Here is a 13,845-nt window from a genome sequence, read left to right as displayed (position 1 = left end):
AATCCGGTAGTGTTGATTCGACGGAACTGACAATGAGTGATTTGCAAATCGCACTGATTTTATTGGGCATTTTGCTCATCTTGCTCGTGGTGGTATTTAACTGGTGGCAAGACCGCCGTGTGCGCCAGCAGATGCAAAGCCAATTCCCGGACGGGGATACTGACCCCTTGATGAGCCAGCTCACCGAGTTGGAACGACGCGAGCCCAGCGTCGGCCGCGGTGAGGCTGCCGCAGCTGATGGCGAGCATGATGCCGCCGAGGCTGATTGCACGACCGAGGCTGTCATTGACATCAGTTTCAGCCAGCCTGTGGATGCTCAGGATCTGGCACAGGCCTTGCAGGCCGCCTCGCGCAGCGGCTCCAAGCCCGTGCGCTATTTTGCTGAGTGTGAAGGGGGCGGTCACCGCGCCCGTTTGCGTGCCGGCGAGTCCTACGCCAGCATGCAGATTGCCGTTTTGCTGGCTAATCGCAGCGGCCCCTTGTCGGCCATTGAGTGGTCGCAGGTCTGGATGGCAGCCCAGTCCCTGGCCCAACAGTTTGATGGCTCGGTAGAAGGCCCAGAACAGGACGACGTATTGCGTCGTGCCGCCTCTTTGGACAATACCTGCGCTGATCTGGACGCGTTGGTGGGCGTGTCGGTGCGTTTGTCCGGCCCCATGCCTGCAAGCTCAGTTATTCAGATGGTGAAAGATGCCGGTTTCCTGCCTTTTGCTCAGCAACTGGCTTGGCTGGCGGATTCGGGTCAGCCCCGTTTCACCGCCATGTTTGACGGTGCACAGCCTAAGGATATTCAGTCCGCCAGCATTGAGCGTATCGACTTGCTGCTGGACTTGCCTAATAGCCCGGCAGATGACCATGCCTTTAGCCGTATGGCAACGGTGGCCCGAGACTTGGCCAGCCGCCTGGATGCGGTGGTGCTGGATGACCAGGGCCGTCCTTTGCCAGAGAGCACCGACCAAAACATTGATGAACAACTAAGCAATCTGTACGAACGTCTGGAGCAAGCCGGCTTTACGGCAGGCCAGGAACGTACAGGCAGGATTTTTTCGTGAGTTTGAAGCGAGTACAGCAGTTACATGAAGAACTGGCCCAGCATAACTGGGCCTATTACGTTCAGGATGCCCCCAGCATTTCGGACGCGCAATACGATGTATTGATGAACGAGTTGCTGGCGCTGGAAGCCGAGCACCCGGAATGGATCACTCCTGACTCACCCACGCAGCGTGTGGGTGCAGCCCCTTTGGATGGTTTTGACACCGTCCAGCATGCGGTTCCCATGCTGTCGCTGGGTAATGCCTTTGATGACGAGGAAGTGCAGGCTTTCGACAAGCGTGTTGCCGATACGCTGGTCGATGCTGGTGTGGTCGGTTTGGACCGCCGGGTGGATTATCTGGCTGAATACAAGTTTGATGGTCTGGCTATCAGCCTGCGCTACGAGCAAGGCGTTCTGGTTCAGGCGTCGACTCGGGGTGATGGCACCACGGGGGAAGATGTCACGACCAATATCCGCACCATCAACTCCATTCCCTTGCGCTTGCGTGGGGATGCTGCGCAATTGCCCGCCGTGCTGGAAGTGCGTGGTGAAGTCTTGATGAACCGGGCAGACTTCGAACGTCTGAATGAAAATCAGACCAAGCGTGGTGAAAAAGTATTTGTGAATCCGCGCAATGCGGCGGCAGGCAGCTTGCGCCAGCTGGACCCCAAAGTGACGGCGAAACGGCCATTGCGATTTTTTGCCTATGGCTGGGGGGAAGTCAGCCCCATGCCCGCCGCGAATCAGCCACAAAACGCCTTATTTTCCGATCCGGTAACGGATGCGCTGCCGCGCGATACGCAGTCCGGGATGATGGATTGGCTGGAAAGCCTGGGCATGCCTTTAAGCCGCGACCGTAAAGTCGTGAAGGGTGTGCAAGGTTTGCTGGATTTCTATGCTCAAACCCAGCAGCGTCGCCCCGACTTGCCTTTTGAGATTGATGGCGTGGTCTACAAGGTGAATGCCTTGGCCGCGCAGCGTGTTCTGGGTTATGTAGCACGGGCTCCGCGTTTTGCCGTGGCTCATAAGTTTCCGGCACAGGAAGAAATCACCCTTGTTGAGAGCATTGAGTTCCAGGTGGGCCGTACGGGGGTTGTGACGCCCGTCGCGCGTCTGAAACCTGTGTTTGTAGGTGGGGTGACGGTAACTAATGCCACGCTGCACAACGAGGATGAAGTGCGTCGCAAAGATGTACGCGCAGGCGATACCGTTGTGGTGCGTCGTGCCGGGGATGTGATTCCTGAAGTGGTGGCTGTGGTGCTGGAAAAGCGGCTTGAGGGCAGCCTGCCTTTCGAGATGGTCAAGGAATGCCCGGCCTGTCATTCCGCTCTGGAGCGTTTGGACGGTGAATCGGCTTGGCGGTGTACGGGTGGGCTGATTTGTCCTGCTCAGCGCAAACAAACTTTGATTCACGCAGCTAGCCGTAAAGCCCTGGATATTGAAGGTCTGGGTGAAAAACTGGTGGATCAACTGGTGGAAACCGGCCTGGTTCACACCTTGGCGGACATCTTCAAACTCAAAGTAGAAAAGCTGATCCTGCTGGAGCGCATGGGACGCAAGTCTGCCGAGAACCTGATCGAAGCTATCGACAAAGTGCGTGAGCCGGCCTTGAATCGCCTGATCTATGCCCTGGGTATCCGTCATGTGGGTGAGACCACGGCGCGCGATCTGGCGCAGCATTTTGGCTCTTTGCAGGCGTTAGAACAGGCCGAGGAAGAGGCGCTGTTGCAAGTCAATGAAGTGGGGCCGGTGGTTGCCGCGTCTGTGCGTCATTTTTTCCAGGAGCCCCACAACCGGGAAGCGTTGGAGGCTTTGTTGGCGGCCGGGGTTACTCCCCAGCAGGCACAAGCCCGTGCCAATAGCGCTAATCTGCCGCTGGCGGGCAAAACGGTGGTCATTACGGGTACCTTGCCCAGTATGAGCCGTGACGAGGCCACACGCCGCGTATTGGAAGCGGGTGGCAAGGCCAGTGGTTCGGTATCCAAGAAAACAGCCTATGTGCTGGCGGGTGCGGAGGCTGGCTCCAAGCTGACCAAGGCACAGGAATTAGGCGTGACCATTTTGGACGAAGCTCAGTTTCTGGCTTTATTGGTGGGTGAGTAGCGCACTGGTACACACAGTGCGCTAGCCGCGCCCTGATCCTAATTTCAAGCTTAGGGCTTATCTGCTGCTGATTTTGGGGTTTAAGCACCCCCATGAGCGACACTTTGTGAACGCTCTTTATTACAAACAAACATGGCGCCCTTGGGGCGCCATGTTTGTTTGTCCTTAAACCGCTTTGCCCAAAGGCAAAGCGGTACTCGAAACCATTACTTGATGTTGGCTTCTTTCAGGATTTTTTGCTGGAACTCGGCCAGTTTGCGCTGACGCATCATTTCTTCCAACTGAGGCTTTACTTCGGCCATCGAAGGGAACGTCACGGGACGGGCATCGTCCACCTGGATGATGTGCCAGCCAAACTGCGATTGCACAGGAGTAGCGCTCAGCTCGCCTTTCTTCATCTTCTCAACGGCCTGAGCAAACTCAGGAACGTAGGTTGCGCTTGGAGCCCAGCCCAGATCGCCGCCTTGCTGGCCGCTACCGGTGTCGATAGAGTCTTTCTTGGCGGCGTCAGCAAAGCTGGTTTTCTTGGACTTGATCTTGGCCAGTAGGTCTTTGGCGGTTTGCTCGTCCTTAACCAGAATGTGGCGTACCTTGTATTCCTGCTGACCTTCTTCCATCGACTTGATGGTGTTGTACTCCTTGGTCAGGTCGGCGTCGGTGACGGGATTCTTTTTCAAGTAGTCAGCCATCAATGCGCGGACCAGAATGCTTTGGCGAGCCAGTTCTGTTTCTTGCTGAACCTGGCTGGTTTTGTCGATACCGGCTTTTTCAGCAGCTTGCACCACAGCCAGGCGGTTGACCATTTCTTGCTTGACCTGTTCGCGCAGCTCAGGCGAATCTTTGGCGCCTTGCTCGACCAAGACGGCAACGAACTGATCCAGGTCTTTTTGCGTGAGGTTTTTGCCGTTGACGGTGGCAATCGTCTGGGCATAGACGGGAGCAGCCATAGCGCAGGTCAGGGCAAATGCGGCAATACGTTTCATGAGCATCCTTAAGCGGTGGGTTTGGCTTGAATAGCCAATGCGTGAATAGGGAAAGGCATTAGATCGTGGACGCGATCATACACAAGTCTGTGTCGTGCCAGTGTTGAAATTCCATCAAATTGTTTCGAGGTGATGATCACTCGAAAGTGGCTTGCGCCACCTTGTGCACCGGCATGGCCAGCGTGCAGATGGGATTCATTGATGATGTCCAGTTCTGACGGTTCCAGTGCCTGGAGTCGTTCGTGGATCAGGGAGGCAAGCGCGTCTGTCATGGCTAAATCAGGATTTGGGAGGATGGGAGTTGTCGGAAGAGTCTTGCAGGTAGCGGCCCAGCCACAGGGATTGAGCAACGACAAACACCAGCATCAAACCCAGCAGACCGAAGGCCTTGAAGTTGACCCATTGGGATTCGGTAAAGTGGCCGGAAAAGGCAACGTACAGATTGACCAAACCTGTGATGATGAAAAACAGGGCCCAGACCAGGTTTAATTTGTCCCAGACGTGGCCGGGCAACACCAGATGGGTGCCCATGAATTTTTGCATCAGGTTGCGGTGCATCAGGTAGCGTCCGCCCAGCAGCACCAGGGCAAAGATCCAGTACAGCACCGTGGGTTTCCAGCGAATGAAAACATCGTTTTGGAAGAACAGGGTCGCACCGCCAAAAATGACGATGACCGCCAGATTGATCCAGTGCGAGGTCTCGATGACTTTGCTGGTGAGCTTTAACCAGAGTATCTGCAGGACCGAGGCCGCCATGGCCACACCGGTTGCCGTATAGATATCGGAAAAGCGAAACGCCAGAAAGAACAGGACGAGCGGGAATAGATCAAATAAGAGCTTCTTCATGCTTCAGGTTCAAAGGTCATCGACAGGGAGTTAATGCAATATCGTAGCCCAGTGGGGGGCGGGCCGTCTTCAAAGACGTGGCCTAAATGGGCATCGCAGACATTGCACAGCACTTCGGTACGGCGCATGCCGTGGCTGACATCCTGCTCTTCGCGCACATTGTCGGGGTTCAGAGGGGTGAAGTAGCTGGGCCAGCCGCAACCCGCATCAAATTTGGTGTCCGAGGCAAACAGAGCCGTCCCACAACCGACACAGCGATAAATTCCGGCAGTTGTGGTGTCCCAGTAGCGGCCGGTAAAAGGGCGTTCCGTGCCTTTTTGACGGGTGACATAGAATTCTTCAGGGCTGAGTTGGGCACGCCACTCGGCCTCGGTTTTGCGTACTTTTTCCACGTGTGCTGCCTTATGAAAAACAGATCAATGCCTACAGGAGGCGCAGTCCTACATAGTAATCGACAATTAGAGTGCGTTTGGAGCAGAGGGTTCCAAAGTGCCAGGCAGTAATAGAGGCCTAAGCAGGAAAATGCTCGTTGGGCGCACTTAATTAGTGAGCTATCACTTTAGTTAGTGCAATATTTAAACTTTTAATATTTAAGGTAAACACCAATATCTGAAATCCGCGTGACTTGATACGTTTCTGGTATGTGCTGGTGATTATCTGTATTACGATTTTTGACCGCTAAATCCGGTCCACAACAATGAACAAATATTGGGAGAAAAGGATGAACTGCATTTCTACTGGGCGCCTGACGACATTGGCTGCAGCCCTGGCTTTGTGCCTGCCCGTGGCGGTGTCCGCGCAGATCAAAGTGGGTGTGACGGTGGCGGCAACAGGACCGGCGGCCTCGCTGGGCATTCCTGAGCGCAATACAGTCAGCCTGCTGCCTACCGAAGTGGCCGGGCAGAAAATTGAATACATCGTGCTGGACGATGCAACCGATACCACGGTTGCCGTACGCAATATGCGCAAGCTCATCACTGACGACAAAGTGGACGTGGTGATCGGTACTTCCGTGACTCCAGGCTCCCTGGCCATGGTGGACGTGGCTGGCGAAACCAAAACGCCTATGATCAGCGTGGCCGCCAACGCCAAGATTGTTGATCCGGTTGAAGGCGCTCGTACCTGGGTGTTCAAGACCCCTCAGAATGACCAGTTGATGGCCGGTGCCCTGGCTGAAGCCATGGTCAAGCAAAACGTCAAAACCCTGGGCTTTATTGGTTACAACGATGCCTACGGTGATGGCTGGCTGAATGTGATTACCGAAGCGGCTGAAGCCAAAGGCATTAAAGTGCTGGGCGCCGAGCGCTATGGCCGTAACGACACCAGCGTGACAGGTCAGGTTCTGAAGCTGCTTGGCACCAAGCCTGATGCGGTGCTGATCGCCGGTTCCGGTACGCCTGTTGCCTTGCCTCAGCGCGAACTGAAAGGCCGTGGCTACGCGGGCATCATTTACCAAACACACGGTGCCGCTAACAGCGACGTGCTGCGCGTGTGTGGTAAAGACTGTAATGACATGATCCTGCCAGCCGGTCCTTTGCTGGTTGCCGAACAACTGCCTGATAGCAGCTCGGTGAAAAAGACCGCCATGGACTACAAGGAAAAATATGAAGCCAAGTACGGTGCAGGCTCCATCAATACTTTCGGTGGCCATATGTGGGATGCTGGTCTGCTCGTGACCGAAGCCATTCCAGTCGCTCTGAAATCCGGTGCCAAACCCGGTACTCCTGAGTTCCGCGCTGCCCTGCGTGACGCTCTGGAACAGACCAAGGAGCTGGCTGCTTCCCAAGGTGTGTTCACGATGTCCCCAACCGACCATGCCGGTCTGGACAAACGTGCCCACGTCATTGTGAAAGTGGTCGACGGTAAATGGACGTATCAGCCTGATCTGTAATATCTGACAGGCAAAAACCGGCTCAAAAGCCGGTTTTTTCCAAGGCGGGTGCTGGCTGATCCTGGCACCCGTTCCCGCTACAGGCCTGCGTTACCGTAAGCCCTTTGCCCTTTTTGTTGTACAGGATGTTGTCCGACATGGATACCACCATTGCTTTAATTTTGTTGCAGGATGGCATATTGAATGGCGCCATCTATGCCTTGCTCGGGCTCGCCCTGGTTCTGGTTTTCCTAGTTACCCGCGTCATTTTTATCCCGCAAGGTGAGTTCGTCACCTTTGGCGCCTTGACCCTGGCTTTTGTGGTCAATGGTCGTATGCCGGGAACGGTTATTTTGCTATTGATCGCCGGTGCTCTGGTGTTCTTGCTGGAACTGCTGTCTGCCTGGCGCAGTCGTAGTCTTGCGGGTATGCCACGCAAGTTCCTGGTCAATATCGTGATCCCCGTGGCCGTATACTTCGCTGCCCCGGCGATTGTCAGCTCGCAGCTGCCCTTGTGGGTTGCCGTGCTGTTCTCCCTGGCTGTCGTGATCCCGCTGGGTCCGATGGTGTATCGCCTGGTGTATCAGCCTATTGCCGAAGCCAGTGTGCTGGTGCTGCTGATTACTTCGGTAGCGGTGCACTTTGCGCTGACCGGTCTGGGTCTGGTGTTTTTTGGTCCGGAAGGCTGGCGTACGCCCCCCTTCATGGAAGGTGAGATTTCTTTGGGCGCAGTGAGCTGGTCCGCACAAACCTTCTTTGTAATGGGCGCCTGCGTGCTGCTGATTCTGGCTTTGTGGGGCTTTTTCGGTAAGACCCTCTATGGTCGCGCTTTGCGTGCCACAGCCGTGAACCGTCGTGGTGCCCGTCTGGTGGGTATCAGCACGAATATGTCCGGCTCCCTGACCTTCACCCTGGCTGCAGCCATTGGTGCCTTGTCCGGCATGCTGATCGCCCCTGTAACGACCATCTACTACGACACGGGCTTTCTGATTGGCCTTAAAGGCTTTGTGGCGGCGATTTTTGGCGGTCTGATCAGTTACCCCGCTACCCTGTTCGGAGCCTTGTTCCTGGGTGTTCTGGAGGCGTTTTCGTCTTTCTGGGCCAGTGCCTATAAAGAAGTCATTGTATTTACCATGGTGATACCGGTGTTGTTGTGGCGCTCCTTCGGTAGCAAGCACGTGGATGATGAGGAGTAAATCACATGAGACACTTGCTGACGCTACTGTTTATTGCTGTTCTATTGGTCTTGCCTCAACTGGGCGCAACGCCCGAGTTCTGGATTACCCAGCTTAACTATATTGGTTTGACCAGCCTGGTCGTTCTGGGCCTGGTTTTGTTGACCGGGGTGGGTGGTCTGACTTCCTTTGGTCAAGCGGCTTTTGTGGGCCTGGGTGCCTACACCACGGCGTATCTGACTGCCCGCCTGGGCTGGTCGCCCTGGTTCAATCTGCTGATTGGGGTGGCGATCACCATGATGGTGGCCTACCTGCTGGGGGCGATCACGCTGCGGTTGTCCGGCCATTTCTTGCCTCTGTGTACATTGGCATGGGGCCTGGCTCTGTACTACTTGTTCGGCAACCTGGAGTTCTTGGGCCAGTACGACGGTATTTCCGGTATTGCTCCTTTGGAGTTCTTTGGTATTTCCCTGGCCTCGGGCCGGAATATTTACTACCTGATCTGGGCATTTGCTTTGCTGGCCATGTGGGGGACGCGTAACTTGCTGAACTCCCGTCCTGGCCGTGCGATTCGTGCCTTGAAACATGGCAGCGGCATGGCGGAGTCCTTTGGCGTGAATATGGCCAATTACAAGGTCATTGTCTTTGTCTACGCTGCCTTGCTGGCTTGTGTGTCGGGTTGGCTATACGCCCACTACCAACGCGCTGTGTCACCCAGCCCCTTTGGCCTGAACTACGGTATTGAATACCTGTTTATGGCTGTCTTGGGCGGAGCAGGCAGTGTGTGGGGAGCGGTATTGGGTTCGGCCTTGGTGCTGAGCCTGAAGGATCAGTTGCAGAACTGGTTGCCCAAGCTGCTCAATACCGATATCAACTTCGAGCTGATCGTATTCGGCATCTTGATGGTCTTGATTTTGCAGTACGCCCGCGATGGTCTGTGGCCGATCTTGCACAAGGCCTGGGAGCAGGTCTTCGGTGCAGCAAAGCGCAATCAGGCTGCGCCACCCCAGGCAGAACCCTTGCCTCAGCGTGAGCGTCCCGAGGCCGGTTCGCTGGTCCTGGAAGTAAACAAGATCCGCAAAGAGTTTGGTGGTCTGGTTGCCGTGAATGACATCAGCTTCACCTTGAATGCAGGTCAAATCATGGGGTTGATCGGTCCTAACGGTGCGGGCAAAAGCACGACCTTCAACCTGATTACCGGCGTTTTGTCGGCAACCAGCGGTCAGGTCAGTTTTCTGGGCAAGCGTATTGATGGTCAGCCTGCGCGTGAAATTTCACGCTTGGGTGTCGGTCGGACTTTTCAGCATGTGCAACTCTTGCCGACGATGACCGTTCTGGAGAACGTGGCGCTAGGCGCTCACTTGCGTCGTAAGGTCGGTGTGGTGTCGGCGGTATTGCACACCGAGCGCCGCAGTGAAGCAGAGCTGCTGCATGAAGCGGCGGTTCAGTTGCAGCGTGTGGGCTTGGGTGACTACCTGTACGAAGAGGCCGGCAATCTGGCTTTGGGCCAGCAGCGTATTTTGGAAATTGCCCGTGCTCTGGCATCCGACCCTCTGCTCCTGCTGCTGGATGAACCGGCTGCGGGTCTGCGCTACAAAGAGAAGCAGGAACTGGCCAAAGTGCTGGATCAGCTGCGTAGCGAAGGCATGAGTATTTTGCTGGTCGAGCATGACATGGACTTTGTCATGAATTTGACGGACAAGCTGGTTGTCATGGATTTTGGCACCAAGCTGGCCGAAGGTTTGCCCAAGGAAATTCAGGAAAATCCAGCTGTGCTGGAAGCCTACCTGGGTGGTATTGATGACGACCTGGATCTGGATCAGGTCAATGAGCCCGCCTCGGCAGGAGCAGCGTTATGAGTTCAGCACAATCGAACGATATTATTTTGAAGGTGGATAATCTGGCGGCTCAATACGGCAAAGTCAGTGCCGTAATGGGTGCCAGCCTGGACGTACGCGCCGGCAGCATCGTGACCGTTATTGGTGCCAATGGCGCCGGTAAATCCACCTTGCTTAACGCCATGATGGGCTCTTTGCCCAGCGTGGGTCGCAGCACGGGCTCGGTACAGTACGAAGGCCAGGAGATCAGCCACTGGGAAGTGGAACGCCGTGTGGCGGCTGGCATCTCCCTGGTGCCGGAGCGTCGTGAGCTGTTTGGCAGCATGACGGTTGAAGACAATTTGTTGTTAGGTGGTTTCCGCCTGTATCGCGCTCGTCATCCAGGCTGGCGCGACACCATGGACAAGGTCTACACCCTGTTTCCACGCCTGAAAGAGCGTCGTACGCAGTTGGCCGGGACATTATCGGGTGGGGAGCGGCAGATGCTGGCCGTGGGCCGTGCCTTGATGGCGCAACCCAAAGTACTGATGCTGGATGAACCCAGCCTGGGTCTAGCGCCGCGTGTGGTGCGGGAGATCTTCATGATCATCGCCCGGCTGCGCAGTACCGGTGTGGCCATCTTGCTGGTCGAGCAAAATGCTCGTGCCGCTTTGCAAGTGGCTGACTATGGCTATGTACTGGAGACGGGCGATGTGGTGTTGCAAGGCCCTGCGTCTGACCTGGCCCATAATCCCCGAGTGATAGAAAGCTATCTGGGCTTGGGGCAGGGCAAACGCGAGCAGGAAGAGGCGAACGCTTAGAAGCGGTAGCCGATCCCGATGGTGGCAACCACGGGGTCCAGCTTGGCTTTGCCAATGGACTGGCCGTTCAGCTTCACGTCTGGGCGGATGCTGATGTAGCGTACATCGGCATTCAGGAACCAGTTCTTGTCCAGCTTGTAATCTACGCCGACCTGGGCTGCAAAACCCCAGCTGTTTTTCAGCTTCAGGTCGGAGCCAGCCAGTGCACCACGCGATTCGGTGTCAAAGAACATGGTGTAGTTCACGCCCACGCCCACATAGGGTTGGAAGTCGCTATCAGGCAAGAAGTGATATTGCAGGCTCAGGGTAGGGGGCAAGTGTTTGGTCTTGCCGATACGGCCCAGATTGCTGTCAATATTGTGCTGGAAGGGGAATGCACCCAGCAGTTCCACGCCAATGTTGCGGGTTGCCATATAGGTCAGCGAGAAGCTGGGGCGTGCATTATTGCCCACGTCCAGATCCACGGTGCCGTTGGCGACCGAGCCATTATTGGATTTGGGAGCCACCCAGGTCACACCGGCTTTGAGCAAGAAATCACCCGCTTCGTGTGTTTGGCCTTGGGGGGCATACAAGACAGCTGCCAGCCCGACTGCGAGCAAGGACAGGTGCAGACCGGGTAACAAGTGGCGGGTTTTCATAGTAGCTCCGTAGGGATGTGTAAAGCCTACAGAGTGCATGAGGGGGGCTGCGCTGGACTTGATCCAAAGCAAGCTTCAGAAGTAGTTGGCCGCCTGACCTTGTTGTAGATCAAGTAGGCAAGATTCATTGCAGCCTGATTTGACCCCACTGTCTTTTTTTAGCATCACTTGGTAACAGCCCAAAAATAGAAGCCTCCAGGACTTGGCGGGTCAATTGCGCGCTGTATAGCAGAGTCTCTCAGGGCTTAGTGCCAGGTTCCCGGCGGGGAGGGGTTAAGGGCCTTAATGTGATGCGCTCAGACGCCCAGGAGTGCGTGTAGCGCTTCGTGTTTATGGCCCAGTTCGCTACCGCTAAAGCGTTCCACAATCTGCCCTTGCTCCAGAACATGGAAGTGATCGCTGAACTCTGCGGAGAATTGCGGGCATTGCTCCGCCAGCACAATGGTGTAGCCTTCGCTGCGCAAAGAGCAGATCAGCTTGGCCAGTGCCTGTGCCTGAATCGGCGCCAAACCTTCTGACACCTTATCCAATAAGAGTAGATTCACGCCGGTACGCAGCAAACGGGCAATAGCCAGGACTTTTTGTTCGCCCGTGGAGAGCTGGGCCGCCATATGGTGGCGACGTTGCTCCAAGCTGGGCAAAAGCTCGTAGATTTGTACCAGAGACATGCCACCGCCCAAGGTCGTGCCGATGGCAGGGGGGAGCAGCAGGTTCTCCTCGCAGCTCAGGCCGGTAAAGATACTTTGTTCGTAAGGACTGTAGCCCACTCCCAGATCAGATAATTGATGCTGGTTTAGATGGATGGCTTCGGTGCCTTGAATGCGTATGGAGCCACGACGGCTATCGGTTAATCCCACCATGGCACGTAGCATTGCGCTGCGGCCAGCCCGGTTACGGCTCAGGACGGTGCAAACTTCACCTTGGGCAACTTGTAAATTCAAACCGCGCAAGAGCGGAAACTCTCGGTGCCAGGCGTATAAATTCTCAATATCCAGGGCAGCCCGTGTCATGAGAACGCTCCTTGTCGTGAGTCTTCAATATGGGCCTGGAGCGTGGTGGTTTGACGAAGAATGTCACTACGTATCTTTCGTCCTGGATTGCGTTGACACCCATCGCCAGCAAACTCTAGGCAGAGTCCTTCATGCGTTTCAGTATGGAAGCGCCGATGAAGCAAAACTATGCGGGTTTGTCATAGGATGGTCTGGTTTAATACGCTGTTTAGTAAACAAATGTTGTTAAACCGGTTATGTGTTACTTAAGTGTTAACGGTTTTGGGTTTGAAGTCACACAAATCCGAGATACCGCATTGCGGGCACTTGGGTTTACGGGCCACACAGATATAGCGGCCATGCAAGATCAACCAGTGGTGCGCGTCCAGCAAAAAGGGTTTGGGAATTACCCGTTCCAGTTTTTTTTCTACTTCGACCACGTTTTTGCCCGGTGCAATTCCGGTACGGTTGGAGACACGAAAAATATGCGTGTCCACAGCAATAGTGGGCAGGCCAAAGGCGGTGTTCAACACCACATTCGCTGTTTTGCGACCTACGCCTGGAAGGGCTTCCAAAGCGGCGCGGTCACAGGGGACCTGGCCTTGATGCTGCTCCAGCAAGATTCGACAGGTCTTGATGACATTGGCGGCTTTAGTTTTATAGAGACCAATTGTCTTGATCGCTTCGCGCAGACCTTCTTCACCCATGGCCAGAATGCCTTCGGGCGTGCCCTGCTCCGGGAAGAAACGGGCGGTGGCCAGGTTCACGGACCGGTCTGTGGCTTGCGCCGACAGAATCACTGCAATCAGCAATTGAAAGGTATCGGCGTATTCGAGTTCGGTGGTCGGTTTGGGGTTGGCCGCTTGGAAACGGCTGAAAATTTCGTAGCGCTTGGCAGCGTTCATGGTGTGGTTCCGCTTGCGGTCTTGCTGGCGCGTCGGGCACGAGCGCGGGCCAGGGCAGAGGCAATCGAAGCCTCACGTTTATCGGCCTGATCGGCATTGGTGGCCAGGACGGGTTTATTGGCCAGGGTACGAGCGGCCAGATCCGAGCTTTCTTTGTGTCGGCCTAGCAGGCGGTCACGGCGCTGTTCGGTGTCCTGACGAGCCTGCTCGGCTTGCGCGCTATTCCAGTCGTCGGTAGGCACCAGACTGATGCAATCCACCGGACAAGGCGGCACACAGAGCTCACAGCCTGTGCAACGGTCGGCCAGCACGGTGTGCATCAGCTTGTTGGCGCCAACAATGGCATCGACCGGACAGGCCTGAATACACAGGGTGCAGCCTATACAGTGCTCTTCAATAATCACCGCACGGCTGGGACCGGTGAATTCACCACAGGCGGGGTCCAGGGGTAGGGGGTCGCGCTCCAGCAGTTCGGCCAAAGCCTGGACGCCTTCCTGCCCGCCGGGCGGGCAGCGGTTGATCGCCTCGCCTTCAAGAGCGATAGCTTGTGCATAGGGTAAACAGGCGTCATAACCACAGCGCGTGCACTGGGTTTGAGGGAGCAGGGCGTCAATGCGCCGTATTAAGGTGTCGGACATGAATACAAAGACGGGGCCATTTGGCCC

General features: G+C 55.7%; 14 protein-coding genes. 6 read left to right on the top strand and 8 right to left on the bottom strand.

Annotated elements, in window-relative coordinates; all coding sequences use genetic code 11:
- The first annotated feature begins 32 nt into the window (after positions 1-32).
- Both IE156_RS03760 and ligA read left to right on the top strand, forming a co-directional pair.
- Entirely contained in the window at positions 33-1,052 is a 1,020-nt protein-coding gene (locus tag IE156_RS03760) for a cell division protein ZipA C-terminal FtsZ-binding domain-containing protein (RefSeq protein ID WP_189391120.1), read from the top strand.
- Positions 1,049-3,136 carry an NAD-dependent DNA ligase LigA gene (ligA, locus tag IE156_RS03755; protein ID WP_189391119.1) on the top strand — a complete coding sequence of 696 codons (2,088 nt, stop codon included), beginning with the start codon at positions 1,049-1,051 and terminating at the stop codon, positions 3,134-3,136. The genes IE156_RS03760 and ligA overlap by 4 nt, the downstream gene beginning before the upstream one ends.
- A gap of 206 nt (positions 3,137-3,342) precedes the next feature.
- On the opposite strand, the gene IE156_RS03750 is transcribed toward ligA, so the two are convergent.
- From IE156_RS03750 to msrB, 4 genes are read right to left on the bottom strand one after another with little or no spacing between them, the layout of a single operon-like run.
- A complete protein-coding gene (locus IE156_RS03750; RefSeq protein ID WP_189391118.1) occupies positions 3,343-4,119 on the bottom strand; it encodes a peptidylprolyl isomerase in 777 nt (258 codons plus the stop codon).
- Between the two features lie 8 nt (positions 4,120-4,127).
- Positions 4,128-4,391 carry a BolA family protein gene (locus IE156_RS03745; RefSeq protein WP_189391117.1) on the bottom strand — a complete coding sequence of 88 codons (264 nt, stop codon included), beginning with the start codon at positions 4,389-4,391 and terminating at the stop codon, positions 4,128-4,130.
- 7 nt (positions 4,392-4,398) lie between these two features.
- Positions 4,399-4,965: a septation protein A gene (locus IE156_RS03740; RefSeq protein ID WP_189391116.1), complete on the bottom strand. Its 567-nt coding sequence runs from the start codon at positions 4,963-4,965 to the stop codon at positions 4,399-4,401.
- Complete coding sequence (gene msrB, locus IE156_RS03735; RefSeq protein ID WP_189391115.1) at positions 4,962-5,357, bottom strand: peptide-methionine (R)-S-oxide reductase MsrB; 396 nt, start codon at positions 5,355-5,357, stop codon at positions 4,962-4,964. Before msrB ends, IE156_RS03740 begins: the two co-directional genes overlap by 4 nt.
- 329 nt (positions 5,358-5,686) lie before the next feature.
- On the opposite strand from msrB, the gene IE156_RS03730 reads away from it, so the two are divergent.
- The 4 genes from IE156_RS03730 to IE156_RS03715 all read left to right on the top strand — a co-directional run bounded on the left by IE156_RS03730 (position 5,687) and on the right by IE156_RS03715 (position 10,648).
- On the top strand, positions 5,687-6,856 hold the full coding sequence (locus IE156_RS03730) for an ABC transporter substrate-binding protein (protein ID WP_189391114.1): 1,170 nt from the start codon (positions 5,687-5,689) through the stop codon (positions 6,854-6,856).
- Positions 6,857-6,993: 137 nt separating this feature from the next.
- The gene (locus IE156_RS03725; RefSeq protein WP_189391113.1) at positions 6,994-8,031 is read left to right on the top strand and encodes a branched-chain amino acid ABC transporter permease; all 1,038 of its coding nucleotides are present in this window, start codon (positions 6,994-6,996) and stop codon (positions 8,029-8,031) included.
- Positions 8,032-8,036: 5 nt separating this feature from the next.
- Entirely contained in the window at positions 8,037-9,869 is a 1,833-nt protein-coding gene (locus IE156_RS03720) for a branched-chain amino acid ABC transporter ATP-binding protein/permease (protein WP_189391112.1), read from the top strand.
- Positions 9,866-10,648 (top strand): ABC transporter ATP-binding protein, encoded by a 783-nt coding sequence (locus IE156_RS03715; protein ID WP_189391111.1) that lies wholly within the window; start codon positions 9,866-9,868, stop codon positions 10,646-10,648. Before IE156_RS03720 ends, IE156_RS03715 begins: the two co-directional genes overlap by 4 nt.
- Here IE156_RS03715 and IE156_RS03710 read toward each other — a convergent pair.
- From IE156_RS03710 to IE156_RS03695, 4 genes are all read right to left on the bottom strand, one after another.
- On the bottom strand, positions 10,645-11,286 hold the full coding sequence (locus tag IE156_RS03710) for an OmpW/AlkL family protein (RefSeq protein WP_189391110.1): 642 nt from the start codon (positions 11,284-11,286) through the stop codon (positions 10,645-10,647). The genes IE156_RS03715 and IE156_RS03710 overlap by 4 nt on opposite strands.
- Before the next feature lie 296 nt (positions 11,287-11,582).
- On the bottom strand, positions 11,583-12,296 hold the full coding sequence (locus IE156_RS03705; RefSeq protein WP_189391109.1) for an ABC transporter ATP-binding protein: 714 nt from the start codon (positions 12,294-12,296) through the stop codon (positions 11,583-11,585).
- 245 nt (positions 12,297-12,541) lie between these two features.
- Positions 12,542-13,180: an endonuclease III gene (nth, locus tag IE156_RS03700; protein WP_189391108.1), complete on the bottom strand. Its 639-nt coding sequence runs from the start codon at positions 13,178-13,180 to the stop codon at positions 12,542-12,544.
- Positions 13,177-13,818, bottom strand: coding sequence for an RnfABCDGE type electron transport complex subunit B (locus IE156_RS03695; RefSeq protein WP_189391107.1), 642 nt, complete (start codon positions 13,816-13,818; stop codon positions 13,177-13,179). The genes nth and IE156_RS03695 overlap by 4 nt, the downstream gene beginning before the upstream one ends.
- Positions 13,819-13,845 lie beyond the last annotated feature (27 nt).

The sequence above is a fragment of the Alcaligenes pakistanensis genome (assembly GCF_014652815.1).
Classification (GTDB): domain Bacteria; phylum Pseudomonadota; class Gammaproteobacteria; order Burkholderiales; family Burkholderiaceae_B; genus Alcaligenes; species Alcaligenes pakistanensis.
Note: the sequence above shows the minus strand (reverse complement) of the source record. Positions and strands in the feature narration are given on the sequence as shown.